Origin of the sequence: Sphingobium sufflavum (genome assembly GCF_021403115.1) — a bacterium.
Lineage (GTDB): Bacteria > Pseudomonadota > Alphaproteobacteria > Sphingomonadales > Sphingomonadaceae > Sphingobium > Sphingobium sufflavum.
In genome coordinates, this window is the sequence record NZ_JAJSSH010000008.1 from 125,759 (window position 1) to 144,802 (window position 19,044).

The following is a 19,044-nucleotide window of genomic DNA, read 5'->3' on the forward strand; positions in this document are numbered from 1 at the left end:
GGAAGCAAAACAGGGCACCACTCCTATATATCCCGTCTGATCTTCAGCGATAAGGACAGCCATGACTCTGGCCAACAGCATTTTCACCTCGCCAGTCGGCGCACTCCGGCTCGTGGCCAGCGAAACGGGTCTTGTCGCGATCCTGTGGGAGAATGATGATCCGAAGCGCGTGCCACTTGGCCCCTGCGCTAACGCACCGGATCATATGATCCTCAGCGAGGTCGCGCGACAATTGGGCGAATATTTCGCAGGAGAACGGCGGATTTTCAATCTTCCGCTGGATTTTCGGGGAACCGATTTTCAAAAGGATGTCTGGGCTGCTCTACTTACCATCCCGTTTGGCGAGACACGCAGCTATGGCGAGATTGCGCGAGCGATTGGCAGGCCCAGTGCAAGTCGCGCGGTGGGAGCAGCCAACGGGCGCAATCCCATTTCCATCGTCGCGCCCTGCCATCGGGTGGTCGGCGCGAATGGGACTATGACCGGCTTTGCAGGTGGCATCCCGGCCAAGGAATATCTCTTAGCACTGGAAGGCGACGCACGGCTGCTCTAACAGTTCACTCCTCGACGATCATGGCGCCAAAGCGCCAGCCGACCGCCCAGCGCACCTCCGCACATACCTTGCCGCGGTTCGGCAGCACGACCTGCACCACCGCGCCGATGCGGATCTTTTCTTCACACTCAGCTATGAAACCGGCATGCGACACATTGCCGAGCCGGCCCGCCAGTTCCCGACCGCAATCGTCAATGACGACAATGTCGTCGCTGCACTCCCACCGGGGCGGGCGCGGATGGACTGTGGTTTGAACCTGAACCATCATCTCTCTCACAATTGGCATGGCCCCGGCAAAGGTGCCGCAGGCGCGCGGGCGCAGCAGCGCCTTCTTGCCGTCAAGGAAGATGCTCATGCGGTTGGTAACCATCAGTTCCGTACCGGCCTCGAACGCAAAACCCAGGTCATCATCGACCTTCAGATTCTGGAAAGCGCCGTCCTTGGTATCGAAGCGGAAGGTCATGCGGGCGCTGGGCGTTGCTGCGGCAGCCATGATCGCGACCGTTACCACGCTGACCGGACTGCTGGCAGGCTTGCTGCTCTCGCTAGGAGCGGCCAATACAATCATCATCGCGGGTTTTGTAGGCATAAGCGCCTCCGCACTTGCACTGGCCGTCAGTTCCTATCTGTCGCGCCGTATCGCCGCCACGGCTTCGCGCCCGTTGGAAACCCTGATCGGCTACCTAGCCTCGACCGAAGAACCGACGCCCCTCCGACCTGCATTTCTTCAAGGGCAAGGCGATGACGCAAACGGCTATCGATGCCGATCTGCTCGCTCTTGACCGGCGGATGCCCAGCCTTGACCGGCGCGCCCGGCTGACCATCGCCGCGACCTGGAAAAGGCGCGCGAGCAGGCCAATGAGCAGAATCTGGCAAAGTCGAAATTCCTCGCCAATATGAGCCATGAACTGCGTACGCCGCTCAATGCCATCCTTGGTTACAGGCGAGGAAGAGTGCATCGTCGCCGCCATCAGCGCCGATGCCAACGACTATATGACCAAGCCCATAAGCCTGCCGATCCTGCGCGCCCGCATGGCGCAGCATCTGAGCTACGCGCGGTTATCGACACGCTCGACAATGAAAAGGCGCTGGCCGAAAGCAAACTGACCGAACAGCGCCTCGAGATATTCCGCCAAATCGGTGACGACGGACGACAGAGGGCGACACGGCCATGATGGACCGGCGCCGGCGCTCCACCACCCTGCCCCGATTGGACCGCGACAATGGATCCAGACATATGCAAGCATGTTCAGCATCCTGCCCGCCGGGTTCCTTGCGGCCGCTGAATCAGGCATCCTGCCCGTAGTTCTTGCGGGTTCGGCCGGTATAGCGGTTGCCACGACCGCAACCTTAGCATCGGTCGGTGCCGCTCTTGTCAGTGGCAGAAAGGCACGCAAGCACCTCACAGCCAGCGAACGCCAGCGAGAGCATTTCCAGCAGCGCCTGCGCCTCGCCCCCCTAACCGATCTCATGAATCGGGAGGCTTTCACCTATGCGCTCGACACCCTGTCCGACTTGGGCGAGGCGGGCAGCACGGTCATCGTCCTGTTCTTCGACCTGGATCGGTTCAAGGAGGTCAATGACACGCTGGGTCACAAAGTCGGCGACTTGTTGCTACGTCAGGCGGCACAGCACGCAGCAGAACTGACGCCGGAAAATGCCATCCTCGCCCGCCTGGGGGGTGACGAGTTTGCCGCGATCTTGATTCCGGAGGAAGGCACGCGCGCAGACCATTATGGACAGCGGCTGGTTCTGGCGATCAGCGAGCCCTTCGCCGTGGAAGGCCAGATCGTGTCCGTGGGTGCGTCAGTCGGTATCGCCATCGGCGACCCTACACTGGACGACGGGTATGAATTGCTTCGCCGGGCGGACGTCGCCATGTATGAAGTAAAGGGCAACGCGCGCGGCGATGTCCGGGTGTTTGACGATATACTCGACGGCCGCCAAATTCGGGAAAGCGCGATCAGGATCGAACTTGGCCGGTCGCTGGTAGAAGATGAATTCTCCCTGCACTATCAGCCGCTTGTCGATGCACGATCCAATAAGGTGAGCAGTGTCGAGGCCCTGCTGCGGTCCCGGTCCGCCCGGCTGCGCGACGTGCCACCGGGCACCATCATCGAAATTGCGGAGAAAAGCGGCCAGATCATGCCGCTGACCGACTGGACCCTCGACGCAGCGTTGAAGACGATCCAGACGATGGGTAACCTACCCGTGGCGGTGAATGTCTCCCCGGTGTATTTCCGCCATCCCGAATTTGTGCACCGTGTCTTCGACAAGTTGTTGCAAGGCCGTGTGCGCCCCGAACTGCTGACGATAGAAGTCACTGAGGGCGTCCTGATCTCCGACATGGATGGGCACGCAACGCCATCAGCCGCCTGCGCGAAATCGGCATCAACGTCTTCCTCGACGATTTCGGAACCGGCTATTCCTCGCTCAGCTATCTCCAGCATTTCGAGCTGGACTGGCTGAAGCTGGACAAGAGCTTCCTGCGCAACGTCAATGATAAGCGCAAGACGACCCAGATCATTCGCTCCGTCATCGACTTTGGCCATAGTCTTGGCATGCGGGTAGTGGTCGAGGGGGTAGAAAGCGATTGGCAGGCGCGGCTCCTGCAATTGCTCTGCTGCGACCTCCTGCAGGGCTATGATATCGGCATGCCCATGCCGCTGGACGAACTACAAGCTTTCCTCACCATACAGCGCCGCGCACGTGAGCCGGAGCCCCATTTACCGGGAGCTTTGCTGGAGATTGGTACAAAACGTCACGGTTGATCGGTCGATGTGCTGATGCCACCCAAGGCCTTATCCCGAAGTTGGCAAGCTTGCGATTAATCCGCAATTGATTGACCTTACGCGCTTTTCCCTGCTCGCACGTCTCTTTTATGAAGCGGTTCTCAACCAGTTGGTTTAGGACTCCCTCGCGACCCAAAGGGCTCCCCTCATGAGGGAAGAGTTCTTTACTGGCCTGCCCAATTCTACTGGACGGCCATTTTCCTGTAAATGATGCAAAGGAGCTTGGGAGCGGACACCGCCCTGTACTATCAAGTATTGATACCTCCAGCCTGAGAAGGTGCCTCGTTCGCACAATCCGAGCTGACCCATCCTCTGGAAATGGTGCGCCCGACTGGATTCGAACCAGTGACCGCTCGCTTAGAAGGCGAGTGCTCTATCCAGCTGAGCTACGGGCGCGCCTGATCGCCCATAGAGGATTCCAGACAGGCGGCAAACGGCTTTCGTGCCACTTCGTCACGGATTCATTACGGCTCGTTTGCAAAGGCGATATCGTGCGATATGCATCGCCATATGAGCAACCATCCCACAGCCGTCGATGCCGCCACCCTCGCTGGGCGTCCCATGCGCTATTATGATTTTGCGCTGGCGGCTTTCGTTACCATTCTGCTCTTGTCGAACCTGATCGGCGCCGCGAAACTCAGCATCGTCAATGGCTTCGTCTTCGGATCGGGCATCCTGTTCTTTCCCATCGGCTATGTGCTGGGCGACGTGCTGACCGAAGTTTATGGCTATGGCCGGGCGCGTCGCTGCGTCTGGGCAGGCTTCTTTGCCATGCTGTTCATGGCGGTGATGAGTGCGATCGTCGTCGCCATGCCCGCGTTCAATCAATGGGGCTGCTCTGCGAGCGACGCCGCTGCCTTCTCCGCAGTCGTCAAGGCTAGCAGCCCCGGCGCGGTCTGCCAGGCCACCTATGAATCGGTGTTTGGCAGCACCTGGCGGATCGTCGGTGCGTCCGTCACCGCTTTTTGGGCGGGTGAGTTTGTGAACAGCTATGTGCTCGCCCGGATGAAAGTCTGGACAGCGGGCAAGGCGCTCTGGGCGCGAACCATAGGGTCGACGATCTTCGGCGAGGGCGTCGACAGCCTGATATTTTACCCCCTCGCCTTCTTGGGCGTGTGGTCGACCGATCAGGTGCTGACCGTTCTCGTCACCAACTGGGCGTTGAAAGTCAGCTGGGAGGTCGTGCTGACTCCTGTCACCTATCTGGTGGTGGGCTGGCTGAAAAAGCGGGAGGGCCTCGACATCTATGACGAGAACACCAATTTCTCGCCTTTCAAGACCAGTATTTAAGAGTGATTTTTCTAATAGTTCAGTCGAATTAATCACTCTTTAACGCTGGTCGATGCCAACATTCAGGCGGTGACGAAGCGCGACAGGATGCTGTCGAACAAACGGCGTCCATCGGTGCCGCCGTGGCGCGCGTCGATGGCGCGCTCCGGATGCGGCATCATGCCGATCACATTGCCACTCTCATTCACGATACCCGCGATATTACGGGCAGAGCCGTTCACCGTCTCCAGATAGCGCAGGGCGACACGGCCCTCGCCCTCCAGACGATCCAGCGTCTCGGTATCCGCCTGATAGTTGCCATCATGATGCGCGACGGGAACGCTGATCGCCTCGCCAGCCTCATAGGCGGTAGTGAAGAGCGTCTGGTTGTTGGCCACGCCCAACTGGACGTTGCGGCACACGAAATTGATGCCGGCATTGCGCATTAGCGCGCCCGGCAGCAGGCCCGCTTCGGTCAATATCTGGAAACCGTTACAGATGCCGATTACCGCGACACCCCGTGCCGCAGCATCTGCGACCGCACGCATGATCGGCGAACGCGCAGCCATCGCACCGGAACGCAGATAGTCGCCATAGGAGAAGCCACCCGGCACACCGATGATGTCCAGACCGTCCGGCAACTTACTATCCCCGTGCCAGACCATGGCCGGTTCCTGCCCGCTGATCTCGCGAAAGGCGACGGCTAGATCGCGGTCGCAATTGGAACCGGGAAAGACGATGACCGCGCTCTTCATGGCGATCAGCCCAGCCGCTCGATGCGGTAATTTTCGATCACCGTATTGGCGAGCAGCTTGCGGCACATCTCGTCGATGGCAGCGTCACCGGTATCGTCGGCGAGATCCAGTTCGATCACCTTGCCCGCACGGACGTCATTCACCCCGTCAAAGCCGAGACCGGCAAGCGCGTGATGGATGGCCTTGCCCTGCGGGTCGAGCACACCGGGCTTCAACGTGACGAAAATCCGGGCCTTCATGGCGATACTGGTCCTAGCTTAAAATGGCCTGACGATCAGGCTGGGGTGATGCGGTTCGATGCGGCACGCTCTAGGAGCGCCGACATCGAACCGCAAGACAGCTTGCTTACTTGCCCCGCTTCTTGCGGTGCGATTCCAAATCGAGCACGTCGGTGTCCAAACCTTCGGGAAGAAGACCGAGACGGCGGGCAACTTCCTGATAGGCTTCGACTTCGCCACCAAGATCGCGGCGGAAGCGGTCCTTGTCCAGCTTCTCACCCGTTTCCATGTCCCACAAGCGACAGCCGTCTGGGCTGATCTCGTCGGCAAGGATAACCCGTGCGAACTCGCCGTCAAAGACACGGCCAAATTCCAGCTTAAAGTCGACAAGTCGGATGCCGATGGCAGCAAACATGCCGCTCATGAAGTCGTTTACGCGGATCGCCATATCGGCAATATCGTGCATCTCTTCCTGTCCGGCCCAGCCGAAGCACGCGATATGCTCCTCCGTGACCATCGGGTCACCAAGCGCGTCATCCTTGTAATAATATTCGATGAGCGTGCGGGGAAGCTGCGTGCCTTCCTCAATGCCCAGACGCTTGGACAAGGAGCCTGCGACGACATTGCGGACCACGACCTCGATCGGGATGATCTCGCACTGGCGCACCAGTTGCTCGCGCATGTTCAGACGGCGGATGAAGTGCGTCGGCACACCGATATGCTGGAGCAGCGTGAACACATGTTCCGAAATCCGGTTGTTAAGGACGCCCTTGCCGGAGATGGTGCCCTTTTTCTGCGCGTTGAAGGCGGTCGCATCATCCTTGAAATACTGGATGATGGTGCCCGGCTCCGGTCCTTCATAAAGGATCTTGGCCTTGCCTTCGTAAATCTGCCGGCGGCGCGCCATATTGTGCCTACTCGATCAGGAGGAAAAACAAAGCCCCGGAGACGCGAATCGCAGCGGATCAGCGGGCCGGGGCTACTGAGGTGCCCCCATAGACCAGCCGGACGCAGGTTTCAATTCATCCCGCGTCATGCCCTAACCAAGCAGCCCGGCCAGCGCGGAAACTGTGGGGTCTTCATCCGAAAGCGGCCCGACTGCGCGGCGTACCTGCACGCCCGGCAATGGCTCGACCAGCGCCAGTCGCTTCAACCCCGGCCGGGCGGCGAATTGCGCCGCGGTGACGCCGAAGGCCGGGAACACCGCCTCGCCATATTCCAGCAGTTCCGTGGCGATGGCGGCGAAATCATCGGTCTCCAGCACGGTCGGCGCGGGCCATAGCCCAACCTTGACCAGACAAGCCTCGCACAGGGCGCGGAGCGGATTGCTATCCTCGAAAAGGATCACCGGCATGTCCACGCAATCGGCCAGCGTCAGCATGTCGGCCTGCGCCAGCGGATGATCCGCCCGCGCGAACAGGGACCAGCTCTCGCTCCACAAATAGTCGGAGGTCATGCCCGGTACTTCGCCCAGCGCGTAGAAGAGCGCAATGTCCACCCGGCCGGAGGCGAGCGGCGCGGCAACGGCTTCCGGCGTGAAGCGAGCGAAATCGACGGCGATGGGCCGTTCGGGAAAGGCTTCCTGCGCGGCGGCCAGCTTGTCCTGGAAACGGGACAGGATCGCGGGGTGGGATGCGACGGTGATCGGCTTTTCGCGGAGTGGCGGCGCGGCCTCCACAGGTTCCGGCTTGACCGGTTCGATCGCGGCGGGCGGTGCTTCCAGCTCTACGACCTCGACCAGTTCTGCTTCGACAAGAGGCGACGGAACCTGCGGCGAGGGGACGTCCTTGACCGCGTCGAAGAGGCTGACCGTTACAACTTGACCAACCAAATCGACTGTTTCGACCTTGGGTGATTTGCGCCGGGGCTTCGGGATGGCGACGGGTTCCGGTTCCTCCAACACCAAGTCTTCGTCGAAGGAGACGAGGGCCTCCACCGGCTCCAGGTCCATGTCGTAGTCGAGCAGGACGGGAGGCGCCACGTCCCCCACCTCCCCCGCCGTTTCCACCGGGATGCCCGCCGCGCCGCGCGCCGCAGAGATTAAGGAATCGCACGCAAACAAGACGTTACGACCATGTTCCAACACGATTTTGCCGGATGGCGACAGGGTCGGCTTGCCGCCCACATTGCGGACGAACAGGGCGCAGCCGAGGCGGCTCTCCAGTTGCCGGATATGATCGCTGACCGCGACCTGCGACAGGCCGAGGTGCCGCGCGGCCCCGCGAAAGGTGCCGACGCGCGCGACTTCGGCCAAGATTTCGAGCTGGCGCATGGTCGGTCGTTCCATGCAGCAAGCCATAGGGCGATGGCCCGCAGAGGGCAAGGATCGCCGCACCCGATGCCAGTAACCGACGCGCAACCGGCCCACCACCAGCGCGCCACCGGCACGAAGCCGCATTTTTCCGTGGCCAAAGCGAACAAAAGCGGATTGACGCAGGGGCATGGCCGGTGGCAATGGAGCGCCACGCCATCTGGTGTCGCGGGTATAGCTCAATGGTAGAGCACTAGCCTTCCAAGCTTGTGATGCGGGTTCGATCCCCGCTACCCGCTCCAATAATGTTTTCAGACATTTACCCCATTTTGATGAGACTGTTTCCGCAGGAACCTGCGGTACCTTCTGGCGCGAAATGCCCCCGGTGAGCGGTGGCTGTTTCGTCCATGATCGATTCTGTTACGGGACGGAATCAGGCCGGGATTGTGGGGCCGCCCGGCGCATCCCACGCCGGACAGAGACGCGCCGGATAGGGAGAGGCAAGCGATGGGCCAGCATCGAACGACAGGGATGATCTGCCTCGCGGCCGTTCTGCTGGGCCTGATGGTCAGCCTGATCGCACGGGGCACCAGCGACATCTTCCCGCTGTATCAGGTGCAGAGCCAGGACCTGCCCATCCTCATCGCGCTGCCGCCGCTGCTGATCCTGACCATCCTGTTCGCGCCGCGCCTGCCGCTGCCCGATCGCCTGCCCCCTCGCCCCGTGCTGATCCTGTCGGGCGGGATCCTGGTCGCGCTGCTGGGCTGGGGCAGCCATGCGCTGATGGGCGATTTCCCCCTGTCGCGGGACGAGCATATGGTCGTGTTCGACATGGCGGTGTTCGACAAGGGCCGCATCGCGGCACCCCTCGCCCCCGCATGGCGCGCCTATGCCGAGACGCTGGTGCCCGCCTTTCTGGCGAAGATGGACAATCCCCTCGCCCTCGTTTCCGACTATCTGCCGGCCAACGCCTGGTTGCGGCTGGCCTTTTCCAGGATCGCCGATCCGGCCTTCTTCAACCCCATGCTCGTCCTCGTCGGCGCGCTCGCCCTGCATGACATTGCCAAGCGGGCGTTCGGGGCGGATGTCCGGGCGCGCTGGGTCGTCTTCCTGATCTATGCCCTGTCGACGCAGATGCTCGTCACCGCGATGACGACCTATGCGATGACCGCCCATATGGCGCTGAACCTCGTCTGGCTGGCCGCTTTCCTGCGCGGCGGGCGGGCCGGGCATGGCGTGGCGATCCTGACCGGATTTGTGGCGATGGGGCTGCACCAGATCGTCTTTCACCCGCTGTTCGTCGCCCCCTTCCTGCTGTGGCGCCTGCGGGACGGACAATGGCGGCTGGTGCTGCTCTATGGCGCCGCCTATCTGGCGATGACCGGATGCTGGGTCGGCTATTCCCACTGGGCGGCGACAGCGGCGGGCGGGGTTGCAGCACACGGAGCCGCAGGGCCGCCGGACAATTTCTTCGTCCGCCGCGTGCTGCCGCTGCTGGTCGAGCGCGACCCGCTGACCATCCCCTATATGATCCTGAACCTGTTGCGGTTCGTCGCCTGGCAGAATCTGGCGCTGCTGCCGCTGCTGGTCGCCGCCCTGCCGCTGGGCTGGCGGGACCGGGGCGTGGCCGGGCCGTTGCTGTGGGGTGTGGTCCTGCTGCTGGTCTTCATCAGCTTTATCCTGCCTTTTCAGGGGCATGGATGGGGATACCGCTATCTGCACCAGTTGCTGGGCAGTTTCGCGCTGCTGGGCGGGTTCGGCTATCGCAGGCTGGCCGACCGGATCGGGACGAAGGCCGATGGCCTAGTCTGGGTGCTGAGCGCCGCCACGCTGCTGGGCGCGATGCCGGTGCTGCTGGCGCGCGTGGACGGCTTTGTCGCGCCGCATGTCGCGCTGGAACGGACCATCGCCGCGCGGCGCAGCGATTTCGTACTGATCGACACCAGCGTCTCGCCCAGCACAGACGGGCGCTGGACCGCCAATGCGATAGACCATGTGCGCAACCGGCCCGACCTCGACAATCACCCGCTGCGCTTCTCCTCCCGCACGATGACGGCGCCGATGCTGGCCGAACTGTGCCGCCGGGGCACGCTATCGCTGGTCACGCGCGCCGACATGCACCACGCCGGTTTCGCGCCGACCCTGCCGGAGGACAGCCCACGCTTCCGGGCGCTGGTCGGGACGCTGGGGGATGCGCGCTGCCTGCGGCGGCCCTGACGCCCTGCAACCGGTTGTTAACCATGATCGGCGAGAATGGCGGCAAAGGAGTGCCCCATTGCCCGTTCGCACCGAAATCGCAGACCTGATCGCGGCGCGGCTGGAGCCGGTCGTGGATGACCTCGCGCGCGCGTTCCAGACGCCGGGCAAGATCCCGTCCTGCCAGATCGACGACCTGCTGCCGCCCGAGCTGGCGCGGGAGATCCATGACCGCTTTCCCCAGTCCGACCGCATGATGCTCAAGAAATCCATCAAGGAAAACAAGCATGTGGCGGCACAGATGAATAGTTATGATCCACTGCTGGAGGAGATTGTCTATGCCTTTCAAGACCCGCGCATCGTTGCACTGATCGCCCGGCTGACGGGGCTGGAGGGGCTCGATCCCGATGTCGACCTCTATGCGGGCGGGATCAGCGCCATGTCGAAGGGAGCCTATCTGCGCCCCCATCTCGACAATTCGCACGATCGCAAGCGACAGCGGTATCGGGTGCTGAACCTGCTCTATTATGTGACGCCGGACTGGCGGGAGGAATTTGGCGGCTCCCTGCAACTGTGGGATGAGGGGCCGCGTGGTCCTGCGCGGACTTTTCCCAGCCGGTTCAACAGCCTGGTCATCATGGTGACGAACAAGGCGTCCTGGCACTCGGTCAACGAGGTGCGGCATGACGGGCGGCGGTGCTGCGTCTCCAACTATTATTTCTCCCGCCAGTCACCCGATGCGGAGGAGTATTTCCATGCGACATCCTTCCGCGGCGAACCGGGGCAGGTTCCGGCGGATCTGGTGATGCGGGCGGACAATGCGCTGCGCACCGCCGCGCTCAGGATATTGGGGGACAAATGGACCAACCCGCATGTCTATGACCGGGGCCGCGAGGGATAGGCAGGGCCGCGATCAGGACCGCTGGCGTCGCCGGACGGCCCAGCGGGTCATGAGGAAATTATAGACGGTCATGACGACCGTCGCCACCGGCGCGGCCAGCACCATCGGCAGGCGCAGCGCGTCGTGGAACAGGCCGACGGCAAAGGTCGCCATGGCGAGGCTGCTGAGGGAGCCGAGCAGGAACCGGCCGAACGCGGGCCAGTTGACGGTCGCGTCGAACGTCCAGGATGCATGGGCGAGATAGCTCAGCGGCAGCATCAGCACGAAGGTCAGCAATACCGAGACGGCATAATGCAGCCCCGCCGCATCCCCGCCGATCAGGATGATATTGTTGAAGAGGGCGCAGGCCGCACCGACCAGCAGGTAGCGGCCCGGCTCCCGCCGCCCCGTCATGCCGCAAAGACCGTCACGCGGCGAAAACCAGCGTGTAGTTGTTCGTCCAGGGCGCGATATGCCCCTCCTCCACGCAGCGCAGCGCCGGGAGCCGGTCGAGGATCAGGCTCTTTGCCTGATCGGGGACGAGATGGCTGACCCGGTCGCCCGTCAGCCAGCGGTCGCCCGCATGGCACAGCCAGTGGATCGGCGTCGCGGCCTTGCCCCAGTCCTTCAGGATGAAGCGGCCGCCGGGGGCCAGCGCCTGCCCGATGGCGCCCACGATCTCCGCGCGCAGGGCGACGGGGATATGGTGCATGACGTCGGAGAGGATGATGAGGTCGAATGCGCCGGGATGGTCGCGGGCCACGTCCTGCACGGCGGCGACCCGGAACTCCACCCGGTCGCGCGGGCCATCATAGAGACGTCCCACGCGCGGCGTGATGTCGATGCCCAGAATGTCCGCCTGCGGGAAGATGCGGGCCAGCACTTCCGTCACCGCCCCCTCCCCGCAGCCGACCTCCAGAATCTTGCGCGCACCGGGCGACCAGCCGGCAATCTTCGCGGCATAATCGTCCAGGTCGAGGAAGAGGCCACGATAGAGGTCGGAAACCCGTCGTTCATGCGGGCCGAACATCGCGCGAACGGTGGAACCAAGCGGCATGTCACAATACTCCGCAAAGGCGCGCCCGCAAACGCGGGGCCGCCCGTTCGAGGATACGGGATTCATAGAGATAACGCAGGGCGTCGACGGGGCCGAGGCCGAGAAAGCGGCGCAGCGTCGGCCACAGCGAACCGCCCTGCCCCGCCGCCGTTCCGGCAAGGCCACAGTTGATGTCCACCGACGCCATCGCCCGCGCGCGCAGGCGGCGGTCGCGGTTCAGCCCGAATTCGGGGCCGTGACGCTCCAGCACCCGGTCGAACTGGCCGCGCAACGCATCGGCATCGCGGCTGCCGGTCATGGTGAGCGACTGGCCATGCACCCGGAAAGCGGTCGTCGCGCGCGCGCGCACCGCGATCGGGCCGGTGCGGGCGAGTTTCAGGTAGAGATCCCAGTCGCCGGTGTACCACAGCGCATGGTCCATGCCGCCCACCGCCAGCCAGGCGTCGCGCCGCACCACGGGCGAGGGAATGGCGAGGAAATTCTGCACGATCAACCGCCGCCCGAATAGCGCGCCGGGCAGGAGGCCGGGGGCGAAGGGGGGCGACCACTGGCCGATGTCCCGGCCCCGGTCATCGACCAGCCGCGACGCCGCGACATGCATGACGGCGTCCGGCGCGGCGGCGATGCTGGCGCGGATCGCATCGACATGGCCCGCCAGCCACAGATCATCCTGATGCAGCATGGCGACATGGGGGGCCGCGGCCTGCGCCACGCCCAGGTCGGTCTTTTCCGGCCAGGGCAGCACGTCCTGTACCGCGATATGGCGCAGGTCCAGATCGGCGGCGTAGCGCGCGGCAATATCCCGGCATGCGGTGTCGGGGCTGCTGTCGTAAAGCAGGAATTCGATGCCGTCGGTCCGCTGCGCGCGCACGCTGTCCAGCGTGGCGGCCAGATAACGCGCCCCGCCATGGACCGGCAGGATGACGGACAGCCAGGGTTGGGCCATGCGATCAGGCCCCGATGGTCGGGGACCAGGAGTCCGGCAGCCCGGTCGGCGCGGGGGACGCGGACGCGAGGAAACGCGCCTGATGGCCGCCCAATATGGCCATGAGGAAACCGCCCAGCATCGTCTGGATGCCCAGCGTGACGAGCAGCGCGCCCAGCGTGGGCAGGAAGATATTGTCCGCCATGCCATAATGACGCCCCACCCATTGCGCATAGACGGTGGCCAGCACGCCGCCGCCCGCGCACAGGCTGGCCAGCCCCGCGATCAGCGCATGTTCCAGCGTCGCGACGCGCGTCACCGTGCGGGACAGGCGTCCGGGCATACGGTATCCGGTCTTGAGCGCATAGACCTGTCCCGCCAGCGTCAGCAGCAGGGCGAGATGGCCGACGGTCAGCAGTCCCGAACCGATGATCGTCCAGTAATCGCCCACCGCCGGAAAACTGCCCGGACGACCATATTGCAGGGCCGCCTGACCCATGATGATCGTGCCCAGCAGCACCGCGAGCAGGCCCGGAACGCCGAACAGCCAGTTGGGGGCCAGCATCAGCAGATAGCGCAGGTGCCGCCAGCCATCGCGCCACGGGCGCAGATGCGGCGGCCGTTCGCGCAGGTCGGGGGAGAGCGTCGCCGGAACCTGCGCGATGGGCAGGCGGAGAAGGGCCGCCTTGATGACCATCTCGCTGGCGAACTCCATGCCGGTGCCCGACAGGTTGAGGCGCAGGAAGCTATCCTTGCGGATCGCCCGCAGGCCGCAATGCGCGTCCTTGATGCCCGCGCGGAAAAAGAGGTTGAGGGTGCCGGTCAGCACCGGATTGCCGATGTAGCGATTCTTCCACGGCATGGCCCCCGGCGCGATACCGCCGTCGAAGCGCGACCCCATGCACAGCGCATGGCCGTCCAGCAGCTTGCCGATCATCGCCACGCCGTCGGTGAAATCATAGCTGCCATCGCAGTCGCCCATCAGGATGAAGCGGCCCAGCGCGGCATGACCGCCGCCGATCAGCGCCGCGCCATAGCCCCGCTCCGCCACCGGCACGACCCGCGCGCCCAGCGCGGTCGCCAGCGCCTGGCTGCCGTCGGTCGAGCCATTGTCCGCGATCACGATCTCGCCGGTAATGCCATAAGCGTCGGCGATGCGACGCAGCGCCTCATGCGCGTTGGCGATGCAATGGGGAAGCGACTGCACTTCGTCGAGGCACGGCATCAAAATGGTGACGTCGACGGCGGCTGCGTCTGTAAAGACAGCCTTGCTGGACTGAAACATGAATGCATTCCCCGGATGGTCGGGACCAAGCTGTAAAGGGAAATGGTAAACCCTTCCCTAAACCGGCGGTTGGACGGGGCATGGTTTCGAGGGAGGGCCGATGCCCCCTGCGCCATGCGAGACCGTGGATTCAGCGGTTTTTCGGCAGGGGGTGGGTTGCGCGGATCAGGCGCGCGCGATCATCCGCGACATGAAGAAATTGCCGACCAGTTGCGGCGGCGTCACCCCCACCTTTGCCACCACCACCAGCACCGCACCGGGCAGCCGGAGGGGCATCGCGGCCTCCAGCCAATGAACGAGGATCGCCATCAGCCAGGACGCGATCAGGATCACCAGCAGCGTATAGACCAGATAGAGGATGAGACGCGGCGAGGCGACACCGGCCTTGCCGTCATGGATATGGCGCGACGACAGCAGATAGACCATGGCGGCGGTAATCAGCGAGCTGGCGATATTGGCGACCGCCGCGTGCCAGCCCGCATAGGTGAGCGCCAGCAGCAGAGCCATGTCGACCAGCCAGCAGGCACCCGACAACAGGGTGAAGCGCAACAGGTCGCGGTGGACCGGCGAAAGGAAACGCATGGCCTTCAACTATCCAATGCCTCTTGCCCAGAGAGTCGATCCGCCCATGGAATCGACAGGCCAATCATAGCCAAAGCCGGTTAACAGCAGATGGCCCGAAAGACAGTCCCCGCCCCTACATTTTGCGACAAATATCCGGGCGGGCGACAATCGCCTGATACAATACAGCCCTAGAGGAGATGTCAGCGGCGCAGCCTGTCTGCGCCATATCTTTCAGGCACAAGGATGTGGGTTCATGAATCACCGTCTTCTCTCGATACTGGCCGCCGGGACATTGCTGGCCGGGGGTGCTGCGGCGCTGGCGCAATCGCCCGTCGCACCGCCGCCAACGCGCGCCGGCCACCCCGTCCTCGATGCGCTGGACAGCAACAAGGACGGGGTCATCACCCGCGCCGAATTCACCGCCGCCCTCGACCAGCGGTTCGCCGCGCTCGACACCGACCGCAACGGCATCATCACCCCGGCCGAGCGGCAGGCGCAGCGCGACACGCTGCGCGACCAGAGGCTGGGCGCGCGGTTCGCCGCCATCGACAGCGACAAGAATGGTCAGATCAGCCCCGCCGAGTTCCGCGCCGCACACGACCGCAAGTACGCGCCGGGCAAGGGAGGGGCATCCGGCAAGGACGCTGGCGCCCCGCCCCCGCCGCCCGGTGGCCCGCGCTTCGGCAAGGGACCGGATGGCGGCCCCGATGCCGGTCCGCACGGTGAAGGCCGGGGCGACCGGGATCAGGGCGGTCACGGGCGTGGCGGCTGGGGCGACCATGGTGGCCATGGTGGTCATGGCGCGCGCGGTTGGGGCAAAGGCCCCGGTGGCGTGTTCGGCGATGGCTTTGCCGGTGGGCGCGATGGCAGCGTTCAGGGCGACATCAGCAAGGCCGACTTCGTGAAGCGCCCGCTCGCCCTGTTCGATCGGATCGACAGCAATCATGATGGCAAGATCACCGCCGCAGAGCGCGACGCCGCCGGTGGATTGCGGGGCGGATGGCGGGGTGGCTTCCGGGGCCACCATGGCGGCCCCGCGCCGGAAGGCAGGGCCCCGAACACGGCCCCAAACAAGGCTCCGGCCAAGTAATCCGCCGTCCCGCCCGGCCCTGGACTTGCTTTCCGGGGCCGGGCGGCGGCACAAGGGGTTGCGAACAGGTCGCAATAGAGGCACGGAATTTTCATGACGCAAAAGCCGCATATTCTTCTGGTCGATGACGAGCGGTCGATCCGCGATCCGCTGACCAGCTTCCTGACGAAGAACGGCTATCGCGTCACGGCCGCCGCCGATGCGGAATCCGCCCGCCGCACGCTGAACAGCAGCGCCATCGACATGCTGATCCTCGACATCATGATGCCGGGCGAGGACGGCCTCAGCCTGTGCCGCCATGTCCGGGAAAAGGGCGAGATGCCCGTCATCCTGCTGACCGCCCGGTCGGAGGAGACGGACCGTATCGTCGGGCTGGAGATGGGCGCGGACGATTATGTCGTAAAGCCCTTCTCCCCGCGCGAACTGGTCGCCCGGATCAAGACGATCCTGCGCCGTGCGGGCGCGGGCGCGGCGCGCGAGACCGCCCCACCCACCCGCGCCTTCCTCTTCGCCGACTGGGCGCTCAACACCGATGACTGGACATTGACCGGCGCGGACGGCGTGGCCATTCCGCTCAGCACCGCCGATTACCGCCTGCTCATCGCCTTTCTGGAGCGACCGCGCCAGGTGCTGACCCGCGACCAGTTGCTGGACCTGACACAGGGGCGCGAGGCCAATCCCTTCGACCGCGCCATCGACAACCAGATCAGCCGCCTGCGCCGCAAGATCGAACCCGACCCCAAGTCGCCCAGCCTCATCAAGACGGTGTGGGGCGGCGGCTATATGCTTTCTGCGGATGTGACGCGCTCATGAAATCCTTTCTCGCCCGGTTCCGGCCCTCCACCCTCGCCTCCCGGCTGGTCGTGGTGGCCGCGCTGCTGCTGCTGGTCGCGCAGCTCATCAGCTTTGCCCTGCTGGTGAAGGAAAACCGGCGGCAGTGGGTGACGGTCAGCGCGGCCCCGGCGGCGCTGCGCATCATCGACACCATCGAGGGTGGGGACGAAGAACGGACCCGCGCCTTTCAGGAGCATGGCCGCATCGCCATCGCCACCCGCGCGCCGGCCTTTGCCGGGCGCAGCGAGCCGGCCATCGCCGCCCGCGCCGCCGAGATGTTCGAAAATGCCGGCATCCATGTGCGCAGCGTCGTGGCGACCGTCGAACAGGTGGTGGACCAGGAACAACGCCCGCCCCGGCCGACGAAAACCGCCCGCCCGCGCGGGATGGACGGCCTGGACGGGCAGGACAAGCCGCGCGCCCGCAACCTCCTGCGCCTGACCGTGCAGACCGGGGACGGCCGCTGGATCACCGCCATGGGCCGGGTGCGCGATGGCGGACCGCCGCTGGCGCGCCTGTTGATCTGGCAGACACTGCTCATCTATGCTGCGGTGCTGCTGCCCCTGCTGCTGATCGCGCGCCGCCTGTCCGCGCCGCTGGGCGCGCTGGCCGTCGCCGCGCGCGATTACAGCCCGCATCGCCAGACCGTCCCGCTGGAGGAGCGCGGCCCCGCAGACGTGCGCGAACTCAGCCGCGCCTTCAACGACATGCAGACGCGGATCGGCGCGATGCTGGCGGAGAAGGACCATATGCTGGGCGCGATCGGCCATGACCTGCGCACTCCCCTCGCCTCCCTGCGCGTCCGGGTGGAGTCGGTCGACGACGCCGATGAGCGGGAGCAGATGGCCGCGACCATCGAAGAGATGAACCAGATGCTGGAGGACATCCTCTCGCTGGCCCGCGCGGGCGCCGACCGCCAGCCGCCGCAGCGCGTCGACCTGACCGCGCTGGCCGAGGCGGTGACGGAGGATTTCGAAGCGATGGGCGCCGACAGCCGGTTCGAGGAGTCGGAGCGCGCCATCGTGCTGGTCCACGCCCCGGCCATCCGCCGCGCGGTCCGCAACCTGATCGACAATGCCATCAAATATGGCCAGTCCGCCCGCGTGTCCGTGGCGGTGGTGAACGGTCATGCCCTGTTGCGGGTGATCGACAGCGGCCCCGGCATCGCGCCGGACCGTATCCCTGAAATGCTGGAACCGTTCACCCGGCTGGAACAGTCGCGCAACCGGGAGACGGGCGGATCGGGCCTGGGCCTGGCGCTGGTGCGGGTGGTGATGCGGGCGGAAGGCGGCGAACTGACCCTCTCTAACCGTTCACCCGAAAGCGGCCTGATCGCGGAAATACGCCTGAAACTGGCGTGATTGCCGGGGATGGCGGGGTGATGCCGGGGGCTGTCCGATAGGGTAAAACCTATCTCATGATATACCGTTCTTCGCTCGCCTCCTCCGCCCTGTGACTGGTGGAGTTGACGGCCGTCCTCGCGATGGGGTGATTGGGAAAAGCCTGCCATGTGAGGAAGCTGGACTGCAATGGGCCGCTTTCAATGGAGCGCGCGCATAGGGATACCGCCCGCCACAAGAGGGGCCGCGCCCCGCTCCCCGATCCGGGTGAACAGCGCGACATCATTCTGTTCGATGAGGCGTATCCTGTCATGGCCCGTGCCGAGCCACGGGCCGCTGGTGCCAGCAGAGCCTCATATATGTGCTGAGGCGCGGCCTATCTCGCAAGGCAAAAAAACGGCTGCGGCATGGGCATATCAAAGGATTAAGAGGTATTAACCATAAATATTATGAATCAAATATGCACTTCATATTATTGTTTTTATGATATTTTTAATCAAAATAACCGACATTCTCTGCGAGCCACGCAGAGAGCCGCCAAACTGGCGGAATCCTATGGTTGCCCTCTGCCCCATGCCAACTTGCACAAGGCGCTCCACGCCAGCGCCTGTAACAAGCGGCCTTGAGACTACTGCGCCGCCTGCCGACATCCCTTCGCAAATGGACTTGCCATCAGAAGAGCAGCTACGGTCTTCCCGCCACCGACACAGCAGGCCGCCATCCCAGACACTGAACGCACCCCATCCCGTGAGACAAGGGCCTTCAAGCAAACAGGTTCAACCGATCAGCGTGAACCATCGTCCAGGGAAAGACGTAAGGGAGGGCGATAGGATAATCCCGTTCAATCCCTGCTCCATCCGCAAGAGTGAGGGGAACAGGAACTGCGTCCACCGACTGGCCGCAACAGGGGCAGGCTGCCGCATCACGGCTCCGACGTGGCAGAACGCGACAGCCCATGAACAGGGCCGGTCGCACCACCGATGACGACCATACCACCGGAACGCAGTCTGTAGCGAAACCATATCACCCCACGCC

At 64.1% G+C, this 19,044-nt stretch carries 19 protein-coding genes, 2 tRNA genes and 1 pseudogene; 11 read left to right on the forward strand and 11 right to left on the reverse strand.

Annotated elements, in window-relative coordinates; all coding sequences use genetic code 11:
* Positions 1 to 61: 61 nt before the first annotated feature.
* Positions 62 to 553 (forward strand): methylated-DNA--[protein]-cysteine S-methyltransferase, encoded by a 492-nt coding sequence (locus tag LWE61_RS12920; protein ID WP_234150583.1) that lies wholly within the window; start codon positions 62 to 64, stop codon positions 551 to 553.
* A gap of 4 nt (positions 554 to 557) precedes the next feature.
* Here the strand turns inward: LWE61_RS12920 and LWE61_RS12925 are convergent, their stop codons facing one another.
* Positions 558 to 1,046 (reverse strand): hypothetical protein, encoded by a 489-nt coding sequence (locus LWE61_RS12925; RefSeq protein ID WP_326490641.1) that lies wholly within the window; start codon positions 1,044 to 1,046, stop codon positions 558 to 560.
* Between LWE61_RS12925 and LWE61_RS12930 the strand changes: the two genes are divergently transcribed.
* The 3 genes and pseudogenes from LWE61_RS12930 to LWE61_RS12945 all read left to right on the forward strand — a co-directional run bounded on the left by LWE61_RS12930 (position 1,045) and on the right by LWE61_RS12945 (position 3,324).
* Positions 1,045 to 1,335, forward strand: a complete 291-nt coding sequence (locus LWE61_RS12930) for a hypothetical protein (RefSeq protein WP_234150835.1) — start codon at positions 1,045 to 1,047, stop codon at positions 1,333 to 1,335. The genes LWE61_RS12925 and LWE61_RS12930 overlap by 2 nt on opposite strands.
* A 114-nt stretch (positions 1,336 to 1,449) precedes the next feature.
* Complete coding sequence (locus LWE61_RS12940) at positions 1,450 to 1,728, forward strand: hypothetical protein (protein ID WP_326490642.1); 279 nt, start codon at positions 1,450 to 1,452, stop codon at positions 1,726 to 1,728.
* A gap of 70 nt (positions 1,729 to 1,798) precedes the next feature.
* Positions 1,799 to 3,324: pseudogene (locus LWE61_RS12945) on the forward strand (putative bifunctional diguanylate cyclase/phosphodiesterase).
* A 340-nt stretch (positions 3,325 to 3,664) separates the two neighbouring features.
* On the opposite strand, the gene LWE61_RS12950 reads toward LWE61_RS12945, so the two are convergent.
* Positions 3,665 to 3,741: transfer RNA gene (locus tag LWE61_RS12950), tRNA-Arg, on the reverse strand.
* 114 nt (positions 3,742 to 3,855) lie between these two features.
* Between LWE61_RS12950 and LWE61_RS12955 the strand changes: the two genes are divergently transcribed.
* Positions 3,856 to 4,635: a queuosine precursor transporter gene (locus LWE61_RS12955; protein ID WP_234150588.1), complete on the forward strand. Its 780-nt coding sequence runs from the start codon at positions 3,856 to 3,858 to the stop codon at positions 4,633 to 4,635.
* Positions 4,636 to 4,697: 62 nt separating this feature from the next.
* Here the strand turns inward: LWE61_RS12955 and purQ are convergent, their stop codons facing one another.
* The 4 genes from purQ to LWE61_RS12975 form a co-directional block, all read right to left on the reverse strand.
* Positions 4,698 to 5,369, reverse strand: a complete 672-nt coding sequence (gene purQ / locus LWE61_RS12960) for a phosphoribosylformylglycinamidine synthase subunit PurQ (RefSeq protein WP_234150589.1) — start codon at positions 5,367 to 5,369, stop codon at positions 4,698 to 4,700.
* A gap of 5 nt (positions 5,370 to 5,374) precedes the next feature.
* The gene (purS, locus tag LWE61_RS12965; protein WP_234150591.1) at positions 5,375 to 5,608 is read right to left on the reverse strand and encodes a phosphoribosylformylglycinamidine synthase subunit PurS; all 234 of its coding nucleotides are present in this window, start codon (positions 5,606 to 5,608) and stop codon (positions 5,375 to 5,377) included.
* A 106-nt stretch (positions 5,609 to 5,714) separates the two neighbouring features.
* Entirely contained in the window at positions 5,715 to 6,494 is a 780-nt protein-coding gene (gene purC / locus LWE61_RS12970) for a phosphoribosylaminoimidazolesuccinocarboxamide synthase (protein ID WP_234150593.1), read from the reverse strand.
* A 132-nt stretch (positions 6,495 to 6,626) separates the two neighbouring features.
* Positions 6,627 to 7,874, reverse strand: coding sequence for a LysR family transcriptional regulator (locus LWE61_RS12975; RefSeq protein ID WP_234150595.1), 1,248 nt, complete (start codon positions 7,872 to 7,874; stop codon positions 6,627 to 6,629).
* Positions 7,875 to 8,066: 192 nt separating this feature from the next.
* On the opposite strand from LWE61_RS12975, the gene LWE61_RS12980 reads away from it, so the two are divergent.
* From LWE61_RS12980 to LWE61_RS12990, 3 genes are all read left to right on the forward strand, one after another.
* A tRNA-Gly gene (locus tag LWE61_RS12980) sits at positions 8,067 to 8,140 on the forward strand.
* A gap of 205 nt (positions 8,141 to 8,345) precedes the next feature.
* Positions 8,346 to 10,055: a hypothetical protein gene (locus LWE61_RS12985; RefSeq protein WP_234150596.1), complete on the forward strand. Its 1,710-nt coding sequence runs from the start codon at positions 8,346 to 8,348 to the stop codon at positions 10,053 to 10,055.
* A 58-nt stretch (positions 10,056 to 10,113) separates the two neighbouring features.
* A complete protein-coding gene (locus LWE61_RS12990; RefSeq protein ID WP_234150597.1) occupies positions 10,114 to 10,935 on the forward strand; it encodes a 2OG-Fe(II) oxygenase in 822 nt (273 codons plus the stop codon).
* A 12-nt stretch (positions 10,936 to 10,947) separates the two neighbouring features.
* Here the strand turns inward: LWE61_RS12990 and LWE61_RS12995 are convergent, their stop codons facing one another.
* From LWE61_RS12995 to LWE61_RS13015, 5 genes are all read right to left on the reverse strand, one after another.
* On the reverse strand, positions 10,948 to 11,328 hold the full coding sequence (locus LWE61_RS12995) for a GtrA family protein (protein ID WP_234150599.1): 381 nt from the start codon (positions 11,326 to 11,328) through the stop codon (positions 10,948 to 10,950).
* A gap of 13 nt (positions 11,329 to 11,341) precedes the next feature.
* The gene (locus tag LWE61_RS13000) at positions 11,342 to 11,971 is read right to left on the reverse strand and encodes a class I SAM-dependent methyltransferase (RefSeq protein WP_234150601.1); all 630 of its coding nucleotides are present in this window, start codon (positions 11,969 to 11,971) and stop codon (positions 11,342 to 11,344) included.
* Between the two features lies 1 nt (position 11,972).
* Entirely contained in the window at positions 11,973 to 12,917 is a 945-nt protein-coding gene (locus tag LWE61_RS13005) for a glycosyltransferase (protein ID WP_234150606.1), read from the reverse strand.
* Between the two features lie 4 nt (positions 12,918 to 12,921).
* Positions 12,922 to 14,181, reverse strand: coding sequence for a glycosyltransferase family 2 protein (locus LWE61_RS13010; RefSeq protein ID WP_234150608.1), 1,260 nt, complete (start codon positions 14,179 to 14,181; stop codon positions 12,922 to 12,924).
* Positions 14,182 to 14,346: 165 nt separating this feature from the next.
* A complete protein-coding gene (locus LWE61_RS13015) occupies positions 14,347 to 14,763 on the reverse strand; it encodes a GtrA family protein (RefSeq protein WP_234150615.1) in 417 nt (138 codons plus the stop codon).
* Positions 14,764 to 14,998: 235 nt separating this feature from the next.
* Here LWE61_RS13015 and LWE61_RS13020 point away from each other — a divergent pair, with 235 nt between their 5' ends.
* From LWE61_RS13020 to LWE61_RS13030, 3 genes are all read left to right on the forward strand, one after another.
* Complete coding sequence (locus LWE61_RS13020; RefSeq protein WP_234150617.1) at positions 14,999 to 15,835, forward strand: EF-hand domain-containing protein; 837 nt, start codon at positions 14,999 to 15,001, stop codon at positions 15,833 to 15,835.
* Positions 15,836 to 15,928: 93 nt separating this feature from the next.
* Positions 15,929 to 16,648, forward strand: a complete 720-nt coding sequence (locus tag LWE61_RS13025) for a response regulator (RefSeq protein ID WP_234150618.1) — start codon at positions 15,929 to 15,931, stop codon at positions 16,646 to 16,648.
* Positions 16,645 to 18,030 (forward strand): sensor histidine kinase, encoded by a 1,386-nt coding sequence (locus LWE61_RS13030; protein ID WP_234150620.1) that lies wholly within the window; start codon positions 16,645 to 16,647, stop codon positions 18,028 to 18,030. The genes LWE61_RS13025 and LWE61_RS13030 overlap by 4 nt, the downstream gene beginning before the upstream one ends.
* The last annotated feature ends 1,014 nt before the right edge of the window (positions 18,031 to 19,044 follow it).